This is a genomic window from Pseudomonas abietaniphila (assembly GCF_039697315.1).
Lineage (GTDB): Bacteria > Pseudomonadota > Gammaproteobacteria > Pseudomonadales > Pseudomonadaceae > Aquipseudomonas > Aquipseudomonas abietaniphila_B.
Window position 1 is genome coordinate 4,074,788 of the sequence record NZ_CP155619.1, and the last position, 25,878, is coordinate 4,100,665.

A 25,878-nucleotide genomic window follows, 5' to 3' on the forward strand; every position below is an offset into this window, starting at 1 on the left:
TAAGTGATTAGCCGACGCGCTTCTCCGCTGGCAAATTCCTTCCATCGAGCCGCGATGCGACGCCTGCGAATCGAAGAACAATTACAAGAAGCCCTGTTCCGAACCCCGTGGAACGATTGGGCGCAACCAGCAGTGGCAAGGACTCTTCTCATGAAAATCAAAGCAATCCGTACCCGTGTCTTCGAATGGAAAGGCAAAGTCGTTCCACCGCAGGCGCACTTCTGCACCAACGCCAGTGACATCCTGTTTGAACGTGGCGACGCCATGGGTTCCTTCCGGTTCCACGGCTGGCTGGTGGTGGAAGTCGAGACCGACAACGGCATCGTCGGCATCGGTAACTGCGCGCTGGCGCCCCGTGTGGCCAAGGAAATCATCGACAACTACCTCGCCCCGATCGCCATTGGCGAAGACCCGTTCGACAACGAATACATCTGGCAGAAAATGTACCGCCAGACCCACGCCTGGGGCCGTAAAGGCATCGGCATGGCGGCCATCTCGGCGATCGACATCGCGATCTGGGACATCATGGGCAAAGCGGTGAACAAGCCGGTGTTCAAACTGCTCGGCGGCCGCACCAAAGAGAAGATCTGGACCTACGCCTCCAAGCTCTACGCCAATGACAACCTCGACCTGTTCCTGGAAGAAGCGCAGGGTTACCTGAGCCAGGGCTTCACTGCCATGAAAATGCGTTTTGGCTACGGCCCGAAAGACGGCCCGGCGGGCATGCGCCGCAACATCGAGCAGGTGCGTGCGCTGCGTGAACTGGCAGGTCCTGACGTCGACATCATGCTTGAGTGCTACATGGGCTGGACCCTGGAATACGCCCGTCGCATGCTGCCGAAACTGGCTGAATTCGAACCGCGCTGGCTGGAAGAGCCGGTGATCGCCGACGACCTCGAAGGCTACATCGAGCTGAAGAAGATGGGCATCATGCCAATCTCCGGCGGCGAGCATGAATTCACCTCCTATGGCTTCAAAGACATGCTCGAACGCCGCGCGGTCGACGTGATCCAGTACGACACCAACCGCGTGGGCGGCATCACGGCGGCACGCAAGATCAACGCCATGGCTGAAGCCTGGTCGGTGCCGGTCATCCCGCACGCCGGTCAGATGCACAACTACCACCTGACCATGTCCACCACCGCTTCGCCGATGGCCGAGTTCTTCCCGGTATTCGACGTCGAGGTCGGCAACGAACTTTTCTACTACGTGTTCAAGGGCGAGCCAGCACCGGTCAACGGCTACATCCAGCTGGACGACAACAAACCGGGCCTGGGCCTGGAAATCTCGGACGAGTACCTGAGCGAGTTCAACATCATCGAGTGATGTTGTAAGCGGTCGCGCGTCGTCCCTGATGCCGCGCGAGCTGCTTTTGATTCGGTTCTGACGCCCCACGATCTGCTTTTGATTCTACCCGGAGGGCGTGGGAACAAGCTTGCTCCCAAGCCCCCCGGGCAGAAGCGAGATCGCATTCCACATTTCTGGAGATTCAGCCCATGCGCCTTATCCAGTTCGAAAACAGCCAGGGACAGCGCCAGGTCGGCGTGGTCGAGGGCTCGCAGGTCAATGTCATACGCAACACCACCAGCACCCGTGAACTGGCGCTTGCCGCCATTCGCAGCCAGCACAGTCTGCAGGCTGAAGTCGAAAGCCGTGGCACCGAATCCGGCCCGGATTACGCGGGCCTGTTGCAGAACGGTCAGATCCTCCCACCGCTGGACCACGAAGACCCGGCGCATTGCCTGATCAGCGGCACGGGCCTCACGCACCTGGGCAGCGCCTCGGCGCGGGACAAGATGCACCAGCACGACGGTCAGGTCGAAGCGGGCATGACCGACACCATGAAGATCTTCAAGTGGGGCATCGAAGGCGGCAAACCGGCGCAAGGTCAGGTCGGGGCGCAACCGGAATGGTTCTACAAAGGCGACGGCGGCATTGTGGTGCGGCCGGGTGCGGACTTTCCGGTCCCTGCATTTGCTGAAGACGCGGGTGAAGAACCCGAACTGACCGGTCTCTACGTCATCGGCGACGACGGCCAGCCTTACCGCTTGGGCTACGCACTGGGCAACGAGTTCTCCGACCACGTCATGGAGCGTCGCAACTACTTGTACCTGGCGCATTCCAAGCTGCGTTATTGCGCCTACGGCCCGGAACTGCGCGTCGGCGAATTGCCGCGTCACCTGTCCGGCATGAGCCGCATCAAGCGCAACGGCGAGGTGATCTGGGAGAAGGAGTTTCTCAGTGGCGAAGACAACATGTGCCACAGCCTGGCCAACCTCGAATTCCACCATTTCAAGTACGCCCAGTTCCTGCGCCCTGGCGATGTGCACATTCACTATTTCGGCACGGCGACCCTGTCGTTCGCCGATGGCGTGAAGACCCAGCCGGGCGACCGCTTCCAGATCAGCCTCGATGCCTTCGGCGCACCTTTGGAAAACGGGATTGGCGAAGGGCCGCGTCCTGTGGCGATCGGTCAGATCAAACCTCTTTAAAGGAAGAACGGATGTCTTCGGATCTCGGACACAACTTCATCGGCGGCCAACGCAGCGCACAGGGTTCTGTGCAACTGAACAGCCTCGACGCGACCACCGGCGAAGCGCTTGCGCATGCGTTCGTGCAGGCGACCGAGGTGGAAGTCGACATTGCCGCGCAATCCGCAGCAGCGGCTTTCCCGGTCTTTCGCAACCTGTCAGCTGAAAAGCGCGCGCAGTTCCTCGACGCGATTGCCGATGAACTGGACGCACTGGGCGATGATTTCGTCGCCACCGTATGCCGCGAGACCGCGCTGCCGGCCGGGCGTATTCAGGGAGAGCGCGGCCGGACCAGCGGACAGATGCGCTTGTTTGCCAAGGTGCTGCGCCGTGGCGACTTTTATGGCGCGCGCATCGATCGGGCCTTGCCAGACCGTCAGCCGCTGCCGCGACCTGATCTGCGTCAGGTGCGCATTGGCGTGGGGCCGGTCGCGGTGTTTGGCGCGAGCAACTTCCCGTTGGCGTTCTCCACGGCCGGCGGTGATACGGCCTCCGCGCTGGCGGCCGGGTGCCCGGTGATCGTCAAGGCTCACAGCGGTCACATGGCCACGGCCGAGCGTGTCGCCGAAGCCGTCACCCGCGCGGCTGAGCGTACCGACATGCCGAAGGGCGTGTTCAGCATGATCTTCGGCAATGGCGTAGGCGAATGGCTGGTCAGGCATCCGCTGATTCAGGCGGTAGGGTTTACCGGCTCGCTGCGTGGCGGCAACGCGTTGGTGAAGATGGCGTCCGAACGTGCTCAGCCGATTCCGGTGTTTGCCGAGATGTCGAGCATCAACCCGGTGTTCGTCTTGCCTGACGCGCTGGCGGCGCGGGGTGAGAAGATTGCTTCGGAACTGGCCGCTTCGGTGACCTTGGGGTGCGGGCAGTTCTGCACCAATCCGGGCCTGGTGATCGGTTTGCGTTCCACTGCGTTCAGCCAGTTCGTCGAGCGGCTGAGCGCCAGCATGAATGACCAGGCGCCACAAACCATGCTCAACGCGGGCGGTCTGGTCAGCTACAGCAAAGGCCTTGAGCATCTCCACGGTCATGCTGGCGTGACGCATCTGGCCGGGCATCCGCAGCAGGGCAAACAGGCCCAGCCGCAGTTGTTCAAGGCCGACGTCAGTTTGTTGCTGAACGGTGATGAGTTGCTCCAAGAAGAGGTGTTCGGACCGACCACGATCGTCATCGAAGTCGAGGACGAGGCCTCGTTGAAGTCCGCGTTGGGCGGTCTTCGCGGACAACTGACAGCGACCGTGATCGGTGAGCCGGCCGAGCTCGGCCGTTACGCGTGGTTGCTGGAGACGTTGCAGGAGAAGGTCGGGCGCGTGCTGCTCAATGGCTACCCGACAGGCGTCGAAGTGTGTGATGCGATGGTTCACGGCGGGCCGTATCCCGCCACGTCCGATTCGCGCGGTACGTCGGTCGGCACATTGGCGATTGATCGTTTCCTGCGCCCGGTGTGCTTCCAGAACTACCCCGATGCGCTGTTGCCCGAAGCCTTGCAGAATGCCAATCCGCTGAAGATCCGGCGGCTGGTGGATGGAGAGGTCACTGATTCAGCGCTAAACCAATAACCTGCGCTGATCGTTACCACGCAGAGCGCGGGAACGATCAGCGCGAGCAATAAACCTGTGGGAGTGAATTCATTCGCGGGACGGCGGTACAGACGATGAAAATGTATCGCCTGAACTGTCGATTCGCGAATGAATTCGCTCCCACAGGTACGGTGTCAATCAATGAACCTGGATCACACCCGCGCTTTTTGCTTTTCGGTCACTTCCGAAGGCGACGCATCGGCGAAGTGATTCACCTGCCGCAGGGGCTTGAAGGCCCACATCCACGTCCCCACCACGCCCAACGTACACAACCCGCCGATGATCGCCGCGGGCACAGCGCCCCATAGCGCGGCGCTGCTGCCGGCGCGGAATTCGCCCAGTTCGTTGGAAGAGCCGATGAACAGCATGTTCACCGCATTGACCCGACCGCGCATGTCGTCGGGGGTCGAGAACTGCACGAGCGTCGAGCGGATATACACGCTGACCATGTCCGCAGCCCCCGCAATCATCAGGGCCAGCAATGAGAGCCAGAACAACGTCGACAGCGCGAATACCAGGTTCGCGAGGCCAAACACCGCCACCGCGATGAACATGACCATGCCGACGTTGCGATCGAACGGCCGCACACTCAGATAAAGGCCAGTGCCGACCTCACCCAGACTCATCGCACTACGCAACGCGCCCAGGCCTTGGGGGCCCAGGTGCAGGACTTCGTGAGCGTAGATCGGCAGCAAGGCGACCACGCCGCCCAGCAGCACGGCGAACAGGTCCAGCGAAATGGTGCCGAGAATGATCGGACGCGAACGAATGAACGCGATGCCCGCCGTGAAGCGTTTCCAGGCGGTGGATTCCAGAATCTGTTTCTTACCGGCGTACAGCACTGGCACACGGATCAGTAACAGCACGGCAGCGATAAAGCTCGCCATGCACACTGAATAGGTCAAACCGCCGCCGCCCGCTGCATACAGGCCGCCGCCCACCAGCGGTCCGGCGATGGTCGCGATGCGCATGATCATGCTGTTGGTGGCGATGGCCGAGGCGAGCTTTTCGCGGGGCACGACCTGCGGCAACAGGCTTTGCAGCGCCGGACCGGTGAACGCGCGGGCACAGCCGAACAGTGCCAGCGTGGCGTAAATCAGCCGGGTGTCCTGATGGTGGGTGACCGAGAACAGCATCAGCATCAAGCTGCACAGCGCCTGGACGGTCCAGCTGATGGTCAGGATCAGTTTGCGATCGTAGCGGTCGATGAGGTCGCCGGCCGGCATCAGCAACAGCAGCATCGGGATGAACTGCGCAAGGCCCACATACGCCAGCGAAATCGGGCTGCGGGTCATGTCATAGACCTGCCAGGCGACCACCACCGCTTGAATCTGCATGGCAAACACGGCAGCGAGGCGGGCGGTCAGAAACTCAAAAAAGCCGGGCTGCCGAAGCACGCTTTCAGAGGCTGGTTCGGAGGGCGAAGCGGGCGATTCGGAACTCAAGGCAGGACATCCATCGACGCGAAAGACGGCCGACTGTTATACACCGGTAAGCAGGTATATGCCTGTTACTGTCAGAAATTTAATGATGGACGGTGCGATGTCATTTGACTTCGCCGCAGAGCCGACTGGCATCTCGCGGATCTGTGGGAGCGAGCTTGGTCTGGGCGGCATTCCGACGAATTGGGGGTGTCAGTCGACGTTGATGCAACGGACCGACCGCATTCGCGGCCCTCGTAACCTCGGACTGCTCCTACAGGATTGCGGTGTTTCGATGCTTTGCGGCATGCACACAAATTGTGGGAGCTTGGTCTGGGCGGCATTCCGACGAATTGGGGGTGTCAGTCGACGTTGATGCAACGGACCCACCGCATTCGCGGCCCTCGTAACCTCGGACTGCTCCTACAGGATTGCGGTGTTTCGATGCTTTGCGGCATGCACACAAATTGTGGGAGTCGGCTTGCTGCGGGCCGCGTTCGGACGAAGGCGCCGGGTCAGACACTGATGTGTTGAATGACCCCATCGCATTCGCCACTGTCGTAACCTCCAGCAGCTCCCACATTTGAATGTGTTGCGTATTCGCTTAGCGCCGAACCAGCAACACACCCGATTCCATATGGTGCGTGTACGGAAACTGATCGAACAACGCGCAACGCTCCACCCGGTGTGTGTCATGCAGCTGGGCGATGTTGGCCGCCAGGGTTTCCGGGTTGCAGGAGATGTACAGGATGCGTTCGAAACGACGGGTCAGCTCGCAGGTGTCCGGGTCCATCCCTGCGCGCGGCGGGTCGACGAACACGCTGCCGAAGTGGTAGCTCTTCAGGTCCACGCCCGCCAGACGCCGGAACGGGCGCACATCGTTCAGCGCTTCGGTCAGCTCTTCGGCCGACAGCCGAACCAGCGACACGTTATCCACCGCGTTATCTGCAAGGTTGCTCAAGGCGGCGTTGACCGAGGTCTTGCTGATCTCGGTCGCCAGCACCTTGCGCACGCGGGTCGCCAGCGGCAGCGTGAAGTTGCCGTTGCCGCAATACAGCTCCAGCAGGTCATTCTCACGGTCGCCCAACGCGTCGTACGCCCAGCTCAGCATTTTCTGGTTCACGGTGCCGTTGGGCTGGGTGAACGCACCTTCCGGCTGGCGATAGCTGAACGTGCGCCCGGCGACCTCCAGCTCCTCGGTCACGTAATCGCGGCCGATCACCAGACGTTGCCCCTTGGAGCGACCGATCACGCTGACCTTCAAGTCTGCGGCCAATTGCTCGGCTTCCAGCTTCCAGGCGTCATCGAGGGGGCGGTGGTAGCACAGCGTGATCATGCCGTCGCCGGCCAGCGTGGTCAGGAAGTCGACCTGAAACAGCTTGTGGTTAAGCGTCTTGCTGGCTTCCCAACGATCACGCAGCACCGGCATCAGGGCATTGATCTGCAGGCTTGCAATCGGGAAGTCGTTGATCAGGATCGGCGTGTACTTGTCGCCCGGCGTGAACATCGCATAGTGACGCTTGCCATCGTCGCGCCACAGGCGGAATTCGGCGCGCAGGCGGTAGTGCTCACGCGGCGAGTCAAAGACCTGAGGTTCTGGCGCGTCAAACGGCTTCAGCAGTTCGCGAAGACGATCGGCTTTTTCATCGAGCTGACGGCTATAGCTCGCAGGGTCGAACGTACTGCTCATGGATAGAAGCCCAGCTTGATGACGAACAGGATCGACAGCACGACCAGCGCCGAATTCAGCTCACGGCCGCGGCCCGACAACAGCTTGATCACTGTCCAGGAAATGAAGCCAAACGCGATGCCGTTGGCGATGGAGTAGGTGAACGGCATCGCCAGCGCGGTGATCACCACTGGCGCGGCTTCGGTGATGTCGTCCCAGTTGATTTCCGCCAGGCCCGAGGTCATTAGCACGGCCACGAACAGCAGGGCCGGAGCGGTGGCGAAGGCCGGAACGCTGCCGGCCAGAGGCGCGAAAAACAGCGCCAGCAGGAACAGCACGGCCACCACGATGGCGGTCAGGCCGGTGCGGCCACCGGCACTGACGCCCGCGGCGGATTCGATGTAACTGGTGGTGGTCGAGGTGCCCAGCAGCGAACCGGCCATGGCGGCGGTGCTGTCGGCGACCAGCGCACGGCCCATTTTCGGCATGTGGCCGTCTTTGCCCATCAGGCCCGCGCGCTTGGCGACGCCGATCAGCGTCCCGGAGTTATCAAACAGATCAACGAAGAGAAACGAGAAGATCACGCTGACCAGACCGATGTTCAAGGCACCGGCGATGTCCAGCTGCAGAAAGGTCGGCGCCAGCGACGGCGGCATCGACACCACGCCGCCGAACGGCGAGAAGCCCATCAGGATCGAGATGATGGTTACGGCCAGAATTCCGATCAGCACCGCGCCGCGCACTTTAAGGGCTTCCAGCGCCACGATCAGGGCAAAGCCCAGCGCCGCGAGCACCGGCGCCGGTTTGGCCAGGTCGCCCAGCCCGACCATGGTGGCCGGGTTGCTGACCACGATTTCCGCGTTGTGCAGGGCAATCAGCGCCAGGAACAGGCCGATACCGGCGGCAATCGCCGAACGCAGCGGCAGCGGGATGCTGTTGATGATCCATTCGCGGATGCGAAAGATCGACAGCAGGAAGAACATCACGGCAGAAATGAACACCGCACCCAGCGCCACTTGCCAGGTGTGACCCATGTGCAACACCACGGTGTATGTGAAGAACGCGTTCAAGCCCATGCCCGGCGCCAGCGCGATCGGGTAATTGGCGATCAGGCCCATGACAGTGGAGCCAATGGCGGCTGCCAGACAGGTCGCGACGAAGATGGCGCCTTTGTCCATGCCGGTCGCGCCGAGGATGCTCGGGTTCACGAACAGGATGTAGGCCATGGCCAGGAACGTCGTGACGCCGGCCAGGATTTCCGTGCGCACATTGGTGTTATGTGCCTTGAGTTGAAACAGCCGCTCCAGCATGTGTGGCTCCCCGGTGGCGCAACGCGCCATTAATGAAATCGACTAAAACAGCAAAGCACAGCTCGCGAAAACAGCTTGCACAAATTCTGCCAGTCGCAAAAAGCCGCGCATCATACCAGCGTCCCCGGCGAAAGGCTGCTGACGTTGATCGGCAGGGAAAGGCAGCCGTGGTCGTGGCCCGGAACCGTGCTCGCTCATCACAAACCCTGAACGTTTGGGAAAACCCGCCAGTCGTACCTCAGGAGACGCAGATTGACTGCGCAAACGCGTACCTACCGTGAGGTTTGCAATGAGCGAGACAACGAACCAGGCCTTCGCAGAGCATTCCATTGCTCTGACGTTGAACGGCCAGCCCAGACAATTGAACGTACAGCCGTGGGCGACGTTGCTGGATGTGTTGCGTGAGCAATTGGATCTGGTGGGCACCAAGAAAGGGTGTGACCACGGGCAGTGCGGGGCATGCACGGTGCTGCGCGACGGCAAGCGGGTCAATGCGTGCCTGACCTTGGCGGTCATGTGCGACGGCGCCGAGTTGACCACCATCGAAGGTCTGGCGGACGGCGACACGCTGCACCCGATGCAGCAGGCGTTCATCAAGCACGACGCTTTTCAGTGCGGTTACTGCACGCCGGGGCAGATTTGCTCAGCGGTCGGGCTAGCCAATGAAGGCCGGGCGCAAACACCGGACCAGATCAAAGAATTGATGAGCGGCAATTTGTGCCGCTGCGGCGCCTACACGAACATTCTCGCGGCGGTCGAAGAAGCCTTGCCGCAATCCGCCACCCAGGCGTTGACTGACGGAGGGATCGACGCATGAATCCTTTCCATTACAGCAAGCCCGTCGACGTCAGTCAGGCGATCAGTCTGGCCGGAGCGGCCAGCCGTTTTATCGCGGGCGGCACCAACCTGCTGGACTTGATGAAAGAAAACATCGCCCGGCCGGAGCACTTGATCGACATCACAGGCCTGCCGCTCAAGGACGTTAGCGAAACCGCCAATGGCGGGCTGATGATCGGTGCGTTGGTGAGCAACGCCGATCTGGCGTGGCATCCCTTGGTCGAGCAGCGTTACCCGCTGCTGTCTCAAGCCATCCTGGCAGGCGCCTCGCCTCAGTTGCGTAACATGGCCAGCACCGGCGGGAATCTGCTTCAGCGCACCCGTTGTTACTACTTTTATGATTCGGCAGTGCCTTGCAACAAGCGCGAGCCGGGCAGCGGATGCCCGGCCAAAGACGGCCTCAACCGGATTCACGCGATCCTGGGCGCCAGCGATGACTGTGTGGCCACTCATCCGTCAGACATGTGCGTAGCGCTGGCCGCGCTGGACGCCGTTGTGCACGTCGAAGGCCGAGGCGGCAAGCGCACCATCGAGTTCGCAGACTTTCACCGGCTGCCGGAAGACGCCCCGCAGCGCGACAACCAGCTGGCCGATGACGAATTGATCACGGCCATCGAACTCCCGCCCCAAGGGTTTGTTGCGCACAGCCATTACCTGAAGATTCGTGATCGTGCCTCCTACGCCTTCGCGCTGGTGTCGGTCGCGGCTGCGCTGGAACTGGACGGCGACATCATTCGCGACGTGCGCCTGGCCCTTGGCGGGGTAGCGCACAAACCGTGGCGTGACAAAGCGGTCGAGCAGTCGCTCATAGGGCAGCCAGTGTCGCGGGAAAATTTCGTGGCGGCAGCCGAAGCCATGCTGCGTGACGCCAAACCCCTCGAGCACAACGCCTTCAAGGTCAAGTTGGCTCAACGCGCTATCGTCCGTGCGCTCAGCGACGCGGCAACAGGAGGTAACGCCTGATGAACGCGAAAATCAATCCGCCCGGTTATGTGTCCCCCGTTGGGCAACCGCTGGACCGCGTCGACGGTCACCTTAAGGTCACCGGCCAGGCACGCTATGCCGGCGAATACCCGCAAGACGGTCTGCTGTTTGGCAGCGTGGTGTCCAGCAACATTGCGTGCGGCCGTGTGCTGCGCATCGACGCTTCGCAGGCGTTGCAGGTCAACGGCGTCGTCGCCGTCATTGACCATACCAACCGCCCGCATGTCGCCAGTTACGACAAGGATTATGAGGACGCGGACTCGGCCGAGGGCTCAGCCTTCCGGCCTTTGTATAACGATCGCGTACTGTACAGCGGGCAACCGCTGGCGCTGGTCGTCGCCGACACCCTCGAGATTGCGCGACACGCAGGCTCGCTGGTGCGCATCGAGTATGAAACCGACGCTCACCAGACTGATTTGGTGGCTGCACAAGGGAACGCGCACACGGCGCCGGCTGAAACCCCCAAACCGCGCGGCGATTTCGAAACCGCCTTCACCCAGGCGGCGATCACCGTAGACGCGCGTTACAGCACGCCGAACGAGCACCACAACCCGATGGAGCCGCACGCTTCGACGGTGATGTATCAGGATGACGGCAGCCTCGAGATTCACGACAAGACCCAAGGCACGCAGAACTGCCAGGATTACCTGCACAAAGTGTTCGGCCTTGAGAAGGACAAGATCCGTGTCCTGGCGGCGTTTGTCGGCGGCGCGTTCGGCTCCGGCTTGCGCCCGCAGTATCAGCTGCCGCTCGCCGTCATGGCCGCGCTGCATCTCAAGCGCTCCGTACGCGTCACCCTGACGCGCCAGCAGATGTTCACATTCGGCTATCGCCCCCACACGTTGCAGCATTTGCGGCTGGGCGCGACCGCCGACGGGCGCTTGTCGGCAGTCGGTCATGATGTGATCGGTCAGACCTCGCGATTCGAGGACTTCACCGAGCACGTGGTCGAGTGGAGCGGCATGCTCTACAAGTGCGACAACGTGCAGTTGACCTACAAACTGGCGCCGCTGGACGTGTACACGCCGCTGGACATGCGGGCGCCGGGCGCGACGTCAGGCATGGTCGGTCTGGAGTGTGCGCTGGATGAACTCGCCTATGCGACCGGCGTCGATCCCGTGCAGCTGCGCGCGATCAATTTCGCCGACCGTAACGGCAACGAAGACAAGCCTTACTCCAGCAAAGAACTGCTCGCCTGCTACGAGCAGGGCGCTGATCGCTTCGGCTGGAACCAACGCAACCCCGAGCCACGCAGCATGCGCCAAGGTCGCCAACTGGTGGGTTGGGGCATGGCCGGTGGCGTGTGGGAAGCCATGCAGATGAAGGCCAGTGCCAAGGCGAGCATTGACGCGAGCGGCAAGCTGACCGTCAGCAGTGCAACCACCGACATCGGGACTGGCACCTACACGGTCATGACCCAGATCGCGGCCGAAGCGGCGGGCATGACGCCGCAGGACGTTACGTTCGTGCTGGGCGACTCCTCGCTGCCGACGGCGCCGCTTCAGGGCGGCTCCTTCACCGTGTCGTCGGTCGGAACGGCGGTGCAGCAAGCGTGCCGAGCGTTACGTGCCAAGTTGCTGGATGCCGTGCGCATGGCTCACCCCGAGTTCGCGGTGGTGGACATGGAAGAAGTCGGCTTCGGCGACGGTTTCCTGCACATTCGTGGACAGCGGTTTTCCTATGCCGACATCGTGCGTGCGTCGTCCCACGAGACATTGGAGGTCCAGGTAGACGCCGAACCGGATGAAAAGCGCGAGGGCTATTCGACCGCGACCCACTCGGCGGTGTTCGTCGAGGTGCTGGTCGATGAAGACCTGGGCACCGTGCGCGTCAATCGGGTCGTAAGCGCCGTGGCCGCTGGCCGCGTGGTCAACCCCAAGACCGCACGCAGTCAGATCCTCGGCGGCGTCGTGTGGGGCATCAGCCAGGCGATGCATGAAGAGACCCAGAACGATCAGCATCTGGGCCGCTTCATGAACCACAGCCTGGCCGAGTACCACATCCCGGTGAACGCGGACATTGGCGACATCGACGTGGTGTTCGTCGAGGAAAACGACGACATCGTTAACGAACTGGGTTCCAAGGGCGTCGGTGAGATCGGCATCGTGGGGGTGGCGTCGGCTATCGCCAACGCTGTTTATCACGCGACCGGCAAGCGGGTGCGGGATTTCCCGATTACGCTGGATAAGGTGCTTTGATTATCCGACTGTATTTCTGAGCGTTAGGCTTGCCCGTGGTAGCGGTTGTCATTGGGGTAAATCAATGACAGTGGCACCGTTGCCGCGGGCTCGCTGGAGTTATCATAAAGGACCCCAGTATGAGTTCACTGGATCTGCGACTATTCGTAGATAATCGCCTTTCCAACCATGCGGACGTAAATCTCAAATAACCGCCGATATAGCCTGACGGCTAGCAGGTTGGTAAATCGAAATCAAACCACGTGTCCAATTTTAATGCATGCTTGAGTCTAACAGCGGTCCTGCTTTCTTTGGGGAGATATTTTCCTCGGCAAAAAAAGCCTTCGATGCTTTTATACTTTATCTGCTCGTTCGGTAAGATTTTTTCTATAACTTCGCGGAATGTTGTGTTGCCTTCTGTGAGCCGTAAGATGTCAACGCCCGTCGATCTCGCGAATCTCGAATATCTAAGATCAATTTCCGCTTCAAATTGTAAGTCTTTTGCTAATTTCAGCTGGGGTGTATTTGTCGGCATGTTAGCGGTGGTTTTGGATATATACCCTGCGTTCTCGTACCAATCGTTTTCGAGCGGCGCAAGATTGTAATCAGGGATGAGTTTGTTGGCTTTGGCAGGATCGAAGTTTGGGCGATTTCTGCCGAACTGCGGCTTGTTGCGCACATCTACTGAATAGTTACTGTGATCTGTGAGTGCTACTTTGTATTTCGGCGTGTAGAAACTAATGTGGGTATCGCTAGGTACGAAAAATCTCTTGCTTTCCTTGCGAAAGTATCCGTGAGAATCTACAACCAGACGTTTGGAGTCAACGTCGCCCACGTAGATCTTATATTTCGCCTGTCCATGTTTCGCGCCAGTTACGACTCCAGATGTATTCTTGCCGGGTGCTATTTGACCTGCAAAACCTCGTGCCAGCGTCATTTCGTCTTTCACTTTTGAGGCGAGTCTTCCAACTTTACTCCCTGCCCAACGAATCAATCTTGCTCCACGACTCACCACCGATTTGACGACCCCAGACAACATCGTCCCCATATCAATCCCGAAGGCCGCCCAGCCCAGCTTCGATGCCAATTCAGGGTTACTGTTCTGTAGCGCCACGCTGGCGATGGAAAGCCCGGTCGCCACCGCAGTGGCCGCGAGCGCCGCGCCCGCGAGGGCCAGGGACAAGCCGCCGGTAGGAATGGCAAGCAATACGCCTGCAACTGCCGTCAATATCGCAACACCCCCCCAGATGATGCTGGACATGATTGCCCAGAAGCCGCTGTTTTTCTCCGGCGTCGGTTCCGGCGCCGGTGTCCAGGTCCAGTCGCTGACCATCTTGTCCAGGCTGCGGAGCATGTTTTCCTGGCCCCAGCGGCTGATCATGATATGGCCGTCAGGGTCGAAGAGGTTGACAGGGTCTCCACTGCAATAAGCGTAGTCATTCAAGGCCCCGCGACCGAAGGGGCTGGCGCTGTCAGGTTGCTGAAATACCCGCAGCGCAGGGCTATACGTCCGATATCCGTTGCCCAGGTGATAGCTGCCGGTGACCGGATCCCGGCGCGCGTCGTTGTACCCGATGCCGCTGAGCATCGCGCTCTGTCCGGCATTGGGTGATTCACCCCACGGGGTGTAGCAAATGCTGCGTCGATTCAGACCCGAAGCGCTGTCAGGTTGAAGCTCGCTGGACATGCCGTTTTGTGGATCGCTGAGGGTGAAAACCGTGTGCAGGCTGGAGCCCTCGACGATCTGGACGGCAAGGCCTGCCTCTTCGTCGAAACGGATTCGTTTGATCTCCTTGCCGCTGTCGTTCCGCCAGATTTCCCCGCACAGTGCATCACCGCTGTAAACAAGGACTCGACTCTGACTGTTTTTTACGTCCCATTGAATCGCCAGCCTGTCCTGCTCGTCGTATTCATAGCGAGTGATCAGCGTCTTGTCTTTGCCGGTGATCGACGCCAGCCTGCCGGTCAGCGTGTACGCCAGTTTTCTACCCTGATCGTCCTGAGTCAGATTGCCGTTGGCATCGTAAACAAGCGTTGATTCGGCACGGGATGTGGCTCCCGCACTGTTGCCGTTTATCGTGACCACCTTGATCCGCTGGGTCGGATTTTCGGTGCTGTAGGTGTATTCCTGCTTTTGAGTGGTGTTGTCCGCATAAAGCGTTTCGCACAGCGTCAGGTTATTGATCGCGTCATAACCATAAACCTGTCTACGGATGGCTTTTCCGCTCTCATCGGCTGGGCCATTTGAGGTTTTCTCATCCACTGACCAGGTCTTGAGGCGGTCTCGTACGTCATACTCAAACGCTTCGCTCAAGCAGACTTCGCCCTCGCGTGTGACCACTTTCTTGATGAGTTGGCCGCTGAGTGACCACTGCTGTTCGTACTTTTCAAATTCGCTGCCATTAAGCCAGTAGGTGCGGCAGGTCTCTTGGCCGAGCCCATCAAATTCATGACCGACGATCAGGGTATGACCGGTCTGGCGATCCAGCACGGTGACTCGCTCACACTGACCGAACGCGTTGTAGCGATAGCGATAATCCAGATGGTTGCGTTGCACCCGCGTGCGCCGCCCGAGTCGATCTTGCCAAGCCACTACGTAACTGTCATTGGGGTATTGGGTGACGTAGTTGGCGCCCAGTAGCGAATAATAAAAACCAGCGCTCAAAATTTGATCGCTGCAAACCTGGCGTTGGTGACTGTCCAACCAGGGCGAATGCTGGTCTGTGGCAACAATCTGCTGGCTATCATCCGCGCCCGTGACCGTATGCCGAGACTGAATGGCCGCCTGCAGAGGGTCGTAAGTGAACGTCGCAAGCGTGGTCAGATCGCCCTTCGCTGTTTTGCCTTTCCAACTGAGGACGTTGCCGTCGGCTGAGCGCTCACTGAACACTTGAGTGGTGTCCGGCATGGTCGCTCCGGCAAAACGGCCGTTGTCATAGGTGAATGCGTAGGCCCTTGCCCCGACCGTGCGTGCGCTCACTTGAGACTGAGCGTCTATATCCTGGCTGCCGACGACGGTTTTCGTACCTTCTTTGGTCATCACCGTCAGGCTTTTCACCTCAGTGCCCATGGCGTGATACGCGCGTTCAATTTGGGTGCCGTCAGCACCACTCCACAGCACGGGGCGGTCAAGGTCGTCGTACTGGATCTTGAATTCTCGAGTGCCTTCCGTAGCGTGGGTTTTGAGGGTGGTCAACCGCCCGCGCCAATCAAGTGTTTGCTCCGTTTCATAATGTTTGACGATCATGCTCTCGTCGTACTCATCGTCCTGATTTTGCTTGTTGTCCGCAGGCATAAATGAATAGTCGCGTTGAATCACGCCTCCGTTGGGAAGGTTTACCTGAAGGCTTCTATGAGTTACCCGCGCGCCTTGGACATTGCCTAGTGTCTGATCGTGTTCAACCTGCGCATCTTGTATCACCGCGCGATCATCGGTCATCAATGGACTGTAGGTATCCTTAGAGCCTGTCCACATCCAGTCACTGACATAATCCGGTCGGTCGACGGGGTCGGCAACGCGCTGCAGGCCCCCGGGCATATAGTCCAGCGTTCTTCCCGCGTCGTGTATCGGGCAAAAGTTGCTGTCGGACAGATCCTCGCCGGGTTCGCGCTGCTCCTCAATTCGTATGACCTGCTGCAAACCGTCTTGCCAGATCCTGCGACGACGAGCCTGAGGCTGTGAGCGATCAAACACAATCAAGCGGGTGCCGCTGGCGATTTCTTCGTAGCGAGTCACCAAGTCACTGATGACCTTGTCAGTTCGTTCTGAAAGCTCGTTTTGTGAAGGGTTGCTGGTGTAAGTCATTTCACCGGTGACCCGGCCAAGAGCGTCATACGTATAACGAACCTGTTGTCCCCCTTCCGTGCGATGCAGTAGTCGACCGCTGTAAAGGGATCGCCGCTCGGTGCTGAGATCGATGTTGTCTCGCGGATCGTCGGTGGTGCGCGACGTGAGCGTGAGGGTGGTCATGCCTTTGGCGGGATCGGCGGTTTGAGTGCGGGTTGTCACCAACTGGCATTTTTCAGTGCCCCAATAACGCCGCTCGATGGCCGTGGCGGTTGCGACAAGCTCATCGCTGCTTTCGACGAGCTGCTGGCAACGGACTTCAGGCACTGTGCGGCCTTCCGCCAGCTTCAGCTCCCAAACGGTGTCCCCCCGACCCGATGCATTGCTCAGATTGCTGAGCGTCACCCCCTTGATGATGACCACTGTATCCTGCTTCAGCGGCGCGCGTTCACTGCCCTTTACCGTGCTGTATCCGTAAAGCGTCAGAGCAATGGGGAGCACCTGACCTGCAAATTTCTGATATTCGAACTCTGCCTGGATCGGCCTCTTCAAACCGGCAGGGGTCTTCGGTGCCTTCAGGCAGAACGTTTGGGGGGCGGCGGCGGAGTCTTTCCTTTCATTTTTCCAAGCGCTGCCCATGAAGGCGCTGATGTCCGGGCTCGCTCCGCCTGCCTGAGGGTAGTAACAACGCAAGGTAATGGTGGCGTCTGCCGCCGTGCTCTGGATCAGGCGGCCATCATCGGTGTACTTGAACGTTTGGGTAGCGGTCTCTGCGCTCATGATGCGGACTCCTCGATGGCTGGCTTAATGTTGTCCTGATACGTCGTTGTCGTCCTGGTGTTCAATCCATATCTGGGATCACCCTGAGGCACATCACTAAACTCCCAGACAACCGTTGTACCGAAGCCAGTCGGTGTTGTTTGTTGCTCCTCAACTTGCAGATGCAGTCCATTCCAGGTGCGTTTCGTGGTGAGGCCGTGTTCTTCGATGGACGTGGAAGAGTACTGATAACTAGAGCCTCGCTTGACAGCAGAATCCTCCAGATGGCTGTATTCACCGTCTTCGCTGTAGCCCAAGTAGTTATTGATTGAGTATCGCCAGTCTGTGCGCAGCGGAGGCTGCTGAGCTCCTGAAGAAATAATGTGGGAAATGACCCTTGGCAGGGCTGGTTTTTCCAAAGTGCCCTTTTTAGGAAAAATCATTCCCTCGGCCTCATAAACTACTTTCTCTAACGAGCCGTCTGACTCTTCGATGCATGTAAGCACCCTGTCTAGCGTGGGATCAGGGCTGTAGCCATACTCGCAGCGCTCAGACACGTTACCCGTTCCACTGCTGACAATGGATTTGAGCAAGTAGTTTTTAAGGCTCAAGGTGACGCAATAGGCTTCGTTGCTTTCCGGCCAAAAGATGAGCGTAGCGTTCGAGTGGATATCCCTAGACCCTTCACCGAGCGTAGGTAGGTCGTACGCACAACGCAAAAGCGTTATATTTTCCGCTCCCATTACTTCTTCGAGTAAGTACTGTCCTTTTCGGCGAGTCCATTTGAGCGTCAAAGAATCTCCTAGAGGTGAGGTGATGCTTGAGGGCAATAGCTGAAAATCCGGGCTTTCCCAATACGCAATTTCGCGATCAAACTCTTTTTCAAGTGCAGGCAGTCTTTCTGTCCAGAAGTCTTTCCATGGCTTTAAATATCGCGCTTCCCAATCAGCTCTCTGTTGTTTTTCTGGATCGACTGAGTCTATCGCTGACTGCAGTTGATCGTTGATAGGGGTAAGCATAGCGGCGCCTCTCGCAGGCATCAAAGCGCTGCTCGCTAAGTAGTATAACGCTTTGTCATACCACAGCTGATTATCTATAGGTTCAGATTTTTGCTTGTGTATATATATCTGGCTCTTGGCCTCTTTGAATGCGTCAAGCGCGGTTTTTACTAAGTCTGAATTGTGTTCATAATTATCTCCCGACGGAATTGATAATAGTTCTTTGGCTCCGGTGCGGAAGGTGATTTCAAGACTGTTTAACTGGCTAAGAGATGTATCCGCTTTGCCTGTTATCAATCCAGCGGTCTTCTCTAGAGTGTCGCCCTTCATGAGTTTCTGGACTTCGTCTGGGGTGAGTTGAACAGTCTGCCCGGTGCTCAGGGTGAGCATCCGTTGACGGCTAGCATACGATGAGAAGTTAAACGCCCAGCCATCACCCAACCCCCCCTCATTGGCCCTTAACGGTGAGTAGTGCAGCGTCAGATCACACACCGGCCCATTGCCCTTTACCCCTGCCAATACGCCAAGGGAATAATGAGCGTTGAACAGTCCGGTGCGAGGGTCTACGCCAGTGTAGTTCTGGCCTGTGATGTCAAAGACTTCTGATCGGTAAGTGTTGCCGTAGTCTTCGCAGAGGAGCGATTCTGGTGTGGGACCTTCATAGGGTTCCTTCACCTCAAAAGAGATCGCAACTCCATTTTTCCATATGCTGTTTGAGTCCGAAATGCCCATGTAGAAAGACGCTATCGACTCTGTGTAGTTTCTCATAGGGGCATAAAATTCAAACTGCTGACTAAAAAGCTTACCGCTCACTCTGTCTACTTCAAGTGTCCTGGCTTTAATTTTTGATTCGTCATCTACTAACATCGTCGAAATTATCTTCACGCCCTCGGATAGGGACACCGGTGAAATACGAGTCACTAGTGTGCTGAGGCTGTCCCCGCCTTTGTAGCTCAGGCACGAGCTTTGCGCGGTGGTCTTTGTTGTTTTGTACACTGATGGGGCTAGAAGAATATTCCCAGGATCTAGTGAGTGATCAATAACTATTAGCAATGAGTTGTATTTGTATTTTAGCTGTTCGATAACGCTTAATAATACATTGGTTGTGTATTTTAAGACGTCAAGTTGTAGGGTCTCGGCTTTCTTGGATAAAGCAATATCTATATTGTCTAGTATAATGCAGAGGTCGCTTACTATTTCAGAGTTGACGTCTATGTTGTCAAGGTGATCGTTTGAGAGTGAGTCATCTGATAGCGGAATTTTTTCGAAGAAAGATATTTCCTGAATAGTGAGACTTTTCAGTAGTTCGGCTTCGGAAGAGCTGATTATTCTTTCGTTCAAAAGTTTAAGGACTGTATCCGCAGGGCAGTATTTTTGGTATTTAATTGGTTTTGATGTTGTTGGATTTATTCGGGTGGCTGGCTCCGTATGAAAATTTATTGTGATCGGGATTGGCGTGGCCTTCTCTTCCGTAGCATGCGTTTTTGAAGCACGTTCCGACAAAAACCTTGAACTCTCCTGGTTAGCCACCGAAGGCTCCGTCGTGCACACCCTTAACGGCGCACCCACTTGCCAGATCGAAGCCTGGACCGCATCAGCCGGCACGGCTTCTGAGACGTTGCCTTTACTTGCAAGGCGGACGTAAGGCTTCAGGCTTGATGCATTGAGTGATTTCGCCCAGGCGCTCACCCATTTTTCTTTCTTGCGATCCTCTGCATTGGCGGGCTTGAAGCAATGAGGCGCGACCAGCTCTGCGTTGGAGAAGTCGTCCAAGACATACGTATAGATTGACTCGTCCTCCGTCAGATCCCTTTCTGCCGTCACGCTCTGTTGTGTCCACCATGTGACGGGCATGAGCGTTACCGCCAGGTCGGAGCATTGCGGTATCCAGAGTGCGTTGTTCGTTTCGTCTGGTTCGATGTTTCCTGACGTACCATTAAGCCGCCCACCTTTGAGCATCTTCCCGTCATTATTGATCTGCTCGCATAAGTCGCGGGTCCATTGCTTGTAGGTCAGCCGTCCGGCGCTGGCTCGAAAGATGTGGGTTTCATACAGGTACTGCGAAGTGATGTCCCTGACCTGTACCCACAGGGTGGTGTCAGCGTTAAGGCTAATCTCGCCAAGTTTGAGTGCTTGTACCCAGTTGGTCCGGAACGCGGCGGTTGATATCACACGGTTGCTGCGGCTGTAGTGCCAGAGTTGGTTAATTCTGGACTTTTCCACCAGGCTCATTCCGGCAAACGCTTGCGATGTGGCGCTGCCTTCAAGTTCGGTGAATGCTCCGTCTTCCGTCCAGCCTCCTACTCTGATGTGGCGCGCACCCTGTTTGAGCTGTTTGGCGAACGCCTGCGGCCATTGCGTCGAAAGGCGATTGCTGGCATCGGCTTTGAATTCCACGTGTTCCAGTGGCTCACCATCGGCTTGTCGAATCAGCCAGGCGTGAAGCACCTCATCGACTCTCAGATCCCGGTCAGCCAGCAGATAATACGGACTGAGCCAGCAATTCTCGGGTGATCCGATGACGTCGTTTTCGAAGCCGGTCATGTCCGGCAGACGAGTATCACCTGCAGCAATCAGCCCAGCCGCCAGTTTGAAGGGCGGGAATTGCGAAGGGGCCTCGGTCTTAACATCTGCGCTGGCGTCTGGCGTTCCCGCCGTAGCAAGGGTCCCGTTACTGGTCACCTCGATAGAGAACTCGGCGTTGCGAGGTATCCATACGGTTGCCCCCGGCGAGTTCAGGCTTATTCTGCCGTTGGCGTCGTGGCCGCCGGCCTTGATGTACACATTGTTGTTATTGATGAATGTACAGAGGTCATGATGCCATTGGTCCGCTTCGAGCCTGTCCGGTTCGGGCTTGAACGAAAAAGAGCTGAATTGTGCCTTGGAAGTGCGATCAAGTATGCGAACTTCTATTGTGGCGTCTGCAGGCAGCGATTGTTTATTAAAAGTAAGGTACTTGACCCAGTTGTCCTTGTTGAGAAGGGTATGGAAAGCTCTGTTCTCTTCGCCTTTGTACCAAATCTTTGTTTTGTCCTGAGGTAACTCGCTACGGAAGTTTGTCTGTGTCGGTACAGTCGGCGCATCCGCGTTATCCGCACTGGGCTCGCCCATTGCAATTTTTCTTGTGTTGTCCCAAACGGATTTTAGAGTGACGACAAAGTATTTCGGCCAGTCCTTCGCAGGTGCACCTTGCTCGTTGTAAGGCCACCAATAATGCCGATCGACTATTTTTCCGGAAGTTCTTTCAACCACAAAAAGGTAGATTTTTTCCTTGGGATTAAGATCTCGGTCGGCCTCTTCTACAAAACCCGCGCTCAGCCATTTGTCTTTCCCGTGTGTAAAAGGCGGCAGGTATTCGGTATTGACAAGAGTGTCCGCGCCGTCTTCTTTAAACGCCACGCCAAGTGAGTCTTTTCCGTCCATGGTCATTGTCCGAGTTATAGGTCGAATTTCATTCTGGGTTTGTTGATGGATTCACAGGTTCAGCGTAGTGCGTGACGGCGACTAAGTGTGAGCCGCCAGTCTTGGGGCCCAGACCGAATCCTCATTATTGTTACTTCGAATTGTTATATTGAAGGTGTTACCGAACCTTCGAGGGTCTGCATATCGCGGTCATTAACCTGCCGCGTTGATGGGAGTGGGGCTGCGCACGTGTCACTGTCATCACCCACGTCGTTGAATGTCGCTCCAGTGCAAGCACAGGTCGCGCTGGTGCGCTTCTTGCGAGGGGCTGCTGCGTAATTTGCTCCAACGCGGCAGCATTCGGATTGCCGTGGGTCTTGAAGCCTTAGAAAAACTGCCGAAAAGAGCTGAATAAAATAACGAGCCGACCCGAGGAGCACGCATGAAGAGATTTATTCGTCAGATCAGTTGCGGTGTGTTGATGCTGAGCAGTACCGCCTTGATGGCAGCCGAACCGGCCAAATGTCAGAGCGTGCGGATGGGTGTGGTCAACTGGACCGACGTGATCGCGACCAGTGCGGTGGCGGAAGTGCTGCTGCAAAACATGGGGTACGAGGTCAAGCAGACCAGCGCGGCGCAGCAGATCGTCTTTGGCGGCTTGCGCGATGACCGACTCGACGTGTTTCTGGGTTACTGGAAACCGGCGATGGACAAGAACATCGCACCGTTCGTGGCCGCGAACCAGGTCAAAGTCTTCGACACGCCAAGCATGAACGATGCTCAAGCCACGCTGGCCGTGCCGCAATACGTGGCCGATGGCGGGCTGAAAACCTTCGCCGATATCGCCAAATTCAAAGACAAGCTGGGCGGCAAGATTTACGGGATTGAGCCAGGCACCGGCGCCAACGCCAACATCAAGGGCATGATCGAGAAGAACCAGTTCGGTCTCGGTGGCTTCCAGTTGGTGGAGTCGGGCGAGGCGGGCATGCTGGCGGCCGTGCAGCGTGCGACCAAGCGTAACGAGTGGGTGGTGTTCGTGGGCTGGACCCCGCACCCGATGAACATCAACATGAAGATCGCTTACCTGACCGGCAGCGAGGATGTGTTCGGTCCGGGCGAAGGCGCAGCAACCGTGTCAGTGGTGACCGCACCGGATTACGCGACGCGTTGCCCCAACGTGAACAAACTGATGAGCAACCTGAAGTTCACCGCCGCTCAGGAAAGCCAGATGATGGTGCCGATCATGGACCGCAAGGCGCCGAACGACGTAGCCAAACAGTGGCTTAAGGATCATCCTGAGGACACCAAGCGCTGGCTGGACGGCGTGACCACCTTCGATGGCAAGGACGCTGCCGCTGCCGTGCAGGTTGCGGTCAATAAATAACACGGTGGGCTTGATCGTCAGGCGATAGCGGGTCTTGATGCGCACTCAGTGGGAGCGAATTCATTCGCGAGACGCCCGTACAGTCGCCATGCTCATGGCGGCTGGAATACCGACGCTCGAATGAACTCGCTCCCGCCGGGTTTTGTGTCTTGCAACAACCAGGTAAGTCCCTCGATCCCGGTGGTTCAGACGGGCTGGAGCCACAAATGCCCTCTCACTATCCGCTGTCGCAGGCAATGCTCGGCTTCGTCGAAAAGACCCTGAGTTTCAGCGTCACGTCGCAGGATATCGCTGACCAGCGACGTGCCTATTCGCGCCTGTGCGAAGCCTTTACGCCCGCCCGCTCTCAGGATCTCGATGTCAGGGATGTCCAGCTCGGCGGTGTGTTGGTGCGCAGCTACCGACCTCGCTACCTCTCAGCGGAATACCCGGCACCTTGCGTGGTGTACCTGCATGGAGGTGGCTGGGTGGTGGGCGATCTGGATTCCCACGACTTCCTCACCGCCGCGCTCGCGGTCGATCTCAATGCCGTTGTGATTGCCGTGGACTATCGACTGGCGCCCGAGCATCCGTTTCCCGCGGGATTCGGTGACTGTCTGACGGTCTGGCATGCGTTGCAGGTTCAGGCGCCGCGAATGGACATCGATCCCCGTCGAATCGCCATTGCGGGTGACAGCGCGGGCGGTAATCTGGCAGCGGCTGTGTGCCTGGCGCTGCGCGATGCGGGCGAGCGCCAGCCTGTCGGGCAGGCGTTGGTGTATCCAGGCCTGGGTGGCGGCGACGATCTTCCATCGCGAACGGAATGTAGTGATGCGCCGCTGCTCAGCACGGCGGAACTCGGGTTCTATCGCCAGCTTTATATGGGTGAGAGCGAGCGTTCACCCTACGCCATGCCGTTGAACGCGACTGATTTTCGAGGGCTGGCGCCTGCGTTCATTGCGGTGGCCGAGTTCGACCCGCTGCGCGATGACGGGGTCTGGTATGAACGGGCCTTGCGCGAAGCAGGCGTGGCGACCGAGTTCGATCCCGGTCTGGGGCTGGTGCATGGCAGCCTGAGAGGCAAAGGTCAGGTGCCGGAGGTGGATGAGCTCTACCGGCGCCTTGTTTCTGCATTGCTGGGGTTTATCCGCAGTTCGTTGTAAGCGGCGTTCTTTAAACTGCCGTTTCCTGGCCTCAGCCAAGATCTCCCTCATCGGGTCCCGCCTGGCCTGCCGCTTTGCATCAGATCATCCTTTGTAACAGGGCATCGCCTAATATCGGGTTTGCTTAGGCTTCCGGCCGGCGCAGCACCGGTCTGATCCGCTTTTAACGAAACTGCTCTGCATCAAGGGGTGAGGCAACTCGCCACGCGACAAAAGACCACGCAGTTCACTTGCCGAAATGGGACTACTCTTTGATCGTCGGTTGACCTGAATCAATCGCGCGTTGCGCGTGAGTTGACCGGGCGGCTTGACAGAACTCCCGCGTCGTCTTCTGGCCTGTGGCCTGAGCGCGAACTAAAAAGAACAAACGCATTACGTCGTACTCAATACACCGTGGGGGCAGACGCTGAGGGCCCCAAGGTCCGAAGCCGGTTTCACCTGATAGAGGAAGACCTATGTTCGGTTTAGAGGCACTCGATCTCGCCCGAATCCAGTTTGCGTTCACCGTTTCATTTCACATCCTGTTCCCTGCCATCACCATTGGTCTGGCGAGTTTTCTGGCTGTGCTCGAAGGCCTGTGGCTCAAGACCCACGACAATACATACCGCGATCTTTACCACTTCTGGTCGAAGATCTTTGCCGTGAACTTCGGCATGGGTGTGGTTTCCGGTCTGGTCATGGCGTACGAATTCGGCACCAACTGGAGTCGATTCTCCGACTTCGCGGGTGCGGTGACGGGGCCGCTGCTGACCTATGAAGTGCTCACCGCCTTCTTCCTCGAAGCCGGCTTCCTCGGCGTGATGCTGTTTGGCTGGAATCGTGTCGGCCGCGGCCTGCATTTCTTCGCCACCGTCATGGTCGCGGTCGGTACGCTGATTTCGACCTTCTGGATTCTCGCCTCCAACAGCTGGATGCAGACCCCGCAGGGTTACGAAATCGTCGACGGCCGCATCATTCCGGTGGACTGGCTGGCGGTCATCTTCAACCCTTCATTCCCGTACCGTCTGGCGCACATGGCAATTGCCGCGTTCGTCGCCACTGCGTTTTTCGTTGGCGCGTCGGCGGCCTGGCACTTGCTGCGTGGCCGCGACAACCCGGCCATCCGCCGCATGCTCTCGATGGCCATGTGGATGGCGCTGATCGTTGCGCCGATTCAAGCGGTGGTCGGTGACGCCCATGGTTTGAATACGCTGGAGCACCAGCCGGCGAAGATCGCGGCCATTGAGGGGCACTGGGAGAACGTGGGTGACGAACCCTCTCCGCTGATTCTGTTCGGTATTCCGGATATGAAAGAGGAACGGACCAAGTACGCGGTGGAAATCCCTTACCTGGGCAGCCTGATCCTGACCCACAGCCTGGACAAACAGATCCCGGCGCTCAAATCGTTCCCGCCTGAAGACCGTCCCAACTCTCTGATCGTCTTCTGGTCGTTCCGGATCATGGTGGCGCTGGGCATGTTGATGATTTTCGTGGGGCTCTGGAGTGCCTGGCTGCGCTGGCGCGGCGGGCTGTACACCAATCGCCTGTTCCTGCGGCTGGTCATGTGCATGGGCCCGGCTGGCCTGATTGCGATGCTCTCGGGCTGGTTCACCACTGAAATCGGGCGTCAGCCATGGGTGGTATACGGGCTGATGCGCACGGCCAATGCGTCGTCGAACCACAGCGTGGGCCAACTGACGATCACGCTTGTGCTGTTCGTCGTGGTGTATTTCATGCTGTTCGGCACAGGCTTCGGCTACATGATGCGCCTGGTGCGCAAAGGACCGAAAACCCATGAGGGCGATGACACGCCGCACGGTGGTCCCGGCCAGAAACGCACTCCTGCACGTCCTCTCTCCGCTGCCGACGAAGGCGCCGAAGAAAGGCACAAAGACAGCCTGCGCGAGGTGAACTGAGC

14 protein-coding genes are annotated in these 25,878 nt (G+C 58.2%); 9 read left to right on the forward strand and 5 right to left on the reverse strand.

Annotated features, from left to right (window positions below):
• Positions 1-150 precede the first annotated feature (150 nt).
• The 3 genes from ABDX87_RS18080 to ABDX87_RS18090 all read left to right on the forward strand — a co-directional run bounded on the left by ABDX87_RS18080 (position 151) and on the right by ABDX87_RS18090 (position 4,090).
• Complete coding sequence (locus ABDX87_RS18080) at positions 151-1,326, forward strand: L-rhamnonate dehydratase (RefSeq protein WP_346829109.1); 1,176 nt, start codon at positions 151-153, stop codon at positions 1,324-1,326.
• 170 nt (positions 1,327-1,496) lie between these two features.
• On the forward strand, positions 1,497-2,492 hold the full coding sequence (gene araD1, locus ABDX87_RS18085; protein ID WP_346829110.1) for an AraD1 family protein: 996 nt from the start codon (positions 1,497-1,499) through the stop codon (positions 2,490-2,492).
• An 11-nt stretch (positions 2,493-2,503) separates the two neighbouring features.
• Positions 2,504-4,090 (forward strand): aldehyde dehydrogenase (NADP(+)), encoded by a 1,587-nt coding sequence (locus ABDX87_RS18090; protein ID WP_346829111.1) that lies wholly within the window; start codon positions 2,504-2,506, stop codon positions 4,088-4,090.
• A gap of 173 nt (positions 4,091-4,263) precedes the next feature.
• Here ABDX87_RS18090 and ABDX87_RS18095 read toward each other — a convergent pair whose 3' ends face one another.
• The 3 genes from ABDX87_RS18095 to ABDX87_RS18105 all read right to left on the reverse strand — a co-directional run bounded on the left by ABDX87_RS18095 (position 4,264) and on the right by ABDX87_RS18105 (position 8,511).
• A complete protein-coding gene (locus tag ABDX87_RS18095) occupies positions 4,264-5,556 on the reverse strand; it encodes an MFS transporter (protein WP_346829112.1) in 1,293 nt (430 codons plus the stop codon).
• A 580-nt stretch (positions 5,557-6,136) separates the two neighbouring features.
• Complete coding sequence (gene trmA / locus ABDX87_RS18100; RefSeq protein ID WP_346829113.1) at positions 6,137-7,222, reverse strand: tRNA (uridine(54)-C5)-methyltransferase TrmA; 1,086 nt, start codon at positions 7,220-7,222, stop codon at positions 6,137-6,139.
• Positions 7,219-8,511, reverse strand: coding sequence for an NCS2 family permease (locus ABDX87_RS18105; RefSeq protein ID WP_346829114.1), 1,293 nt, complete (start codon positions 8,509-8,511; stop codon positions 7,219-7,221). Before ABDX87_RS18105 ends, trmA begins: the two co-directional genes overlap by 4 nt.
• Before the next feature lie 289 nt (positions 8,512-8,800).
• Between ABDX87_RS18105 and ABDX87_RS18110 the strand changes: the two genes are divergently transcribed.
• The 3 genes from ABDX87_RS18110 to ABDX87_RS18120 are packed head-to-tail and all read left to right on the forward strand — an operon-like array spanning position 8,801 to position 12,530.
• The gene (locus tag ABDX87_RS18110; protein ID WP_346829115.1) at positions 8,801-9,328 is read left to right on the forward strand and encodes a (2Fe-2S)-binding protein; all 528 of its coding nucleotides are present in this window, start codon (positions 8,801-8,803) and stop codon (positions 9,326-9,328) included.
• On the forward strand, positions 9,325-10,311 hold the full coding sequence (locus ABDX87_RS18115) for an FAD binding domain-containing protein (RefSeq protein WP_346829116.1): 987 nt from the start codon (positions 9,325-9,327) through the stop codon (positions 10,309-10,311). The genes ABDX87_RS18110 and ABDX87_RS18115 overlap by 4 nt, the downstream gene beginning before the upstream one ends.
• Positions 10,311-12,530, forward strand: a complete 2,220-nt coding sequence (locus ABDX87_RS18120) for a xanthine dehydrogenase family protein molybdopterin-binding subunit (RefSeq protein WP_346829117.1) — start codon at positions 10,311-10,313, stop codon at positions 12,528-12,530. Before ABDX87_RS18115 ends, ABDX87_RS18120 begins: the two co-directional genes overlap by 1 nt.
• A 211-nt stretch (positions 12,531-12,741) precedes the next feature.
• Here the strand turns inward: ABDX87_RS18120 and ABDX87_RS18125 are convergent, their stop codons facing one another.
• Both ABDX87_RS18125 and ABDX87_RS18130 read right to left on the reverse strand, forming a co-directional pair.
• A complete protein-coding gene (locus ABDX87_RS18125; RefSeq protein WP_346829118.1) occupies positions 12,742-17,076 on the reverse strand; it encodes an RHS repeat-associated core domain-containing protein in 4,335 nt (1,444 codons plus the stop codon).
• Positions 17,073-21,476: a hypothetical protein gene (locus ABDX87_RS18130; protein ID WP_346829119.1), complete on the reverse strand. Its 4,404-nt coding sequence runs from the start codon at positions 21,474-21,476 to the stop codon at positions 17,073-17,075. The genes ABDX87_RS18125 and ABDX87_RS18130 overlap by 4 nt, the downstream gene beginning before the upstream one ends.
• Positions 21,477-21,897: 421 nt before the next feature.
• Between ABDX87_RS18130 and choX the strand changes: the two genes are divergently transcribed.
• From choX to ABDX87_RS18145, 3 genes are all read left to right on the forward strand, one after another.
• Positions 21,898-22,839, forward strand: a complete 942-nt coding sequence (choX, locus tag ABDX87_RS18135) for a choline ABC transporter substrate-binding protein (protein ID WP_346829120.1) — start codon at positions 21,898-21,900, stop codon at positions 22,837-22,839.
• A 206-nt stretch (positions 22,840-23,045) separates the two neighbouring features.
• Positions 23,046-23,981: an alpha/beta hydrolase gene (locus ABDX87_RS18140; protein ID WP_346829121.1), complete on the forward strand. Its 936-nt coding sequence runs from the start codon at positions 23,046-23,048 to the stop codon at positions 23,979-23,981.
• 455 nt (positions 23,982-24,436) lie between these two features.
• Positions 24,437-25,876, forward strand: a complete 1,440-nt coding sequence (locus ABDX87_RS18145) for a cytochrome ubiquinol oxidase subunit I (RefSeq protein WP_346829122.1) — start codon at positions 24,437-24,439, stop codon at positions 25,874-25,876.
• Positions 25,877-25,878 lie beyond the last annotated feature (2 nt).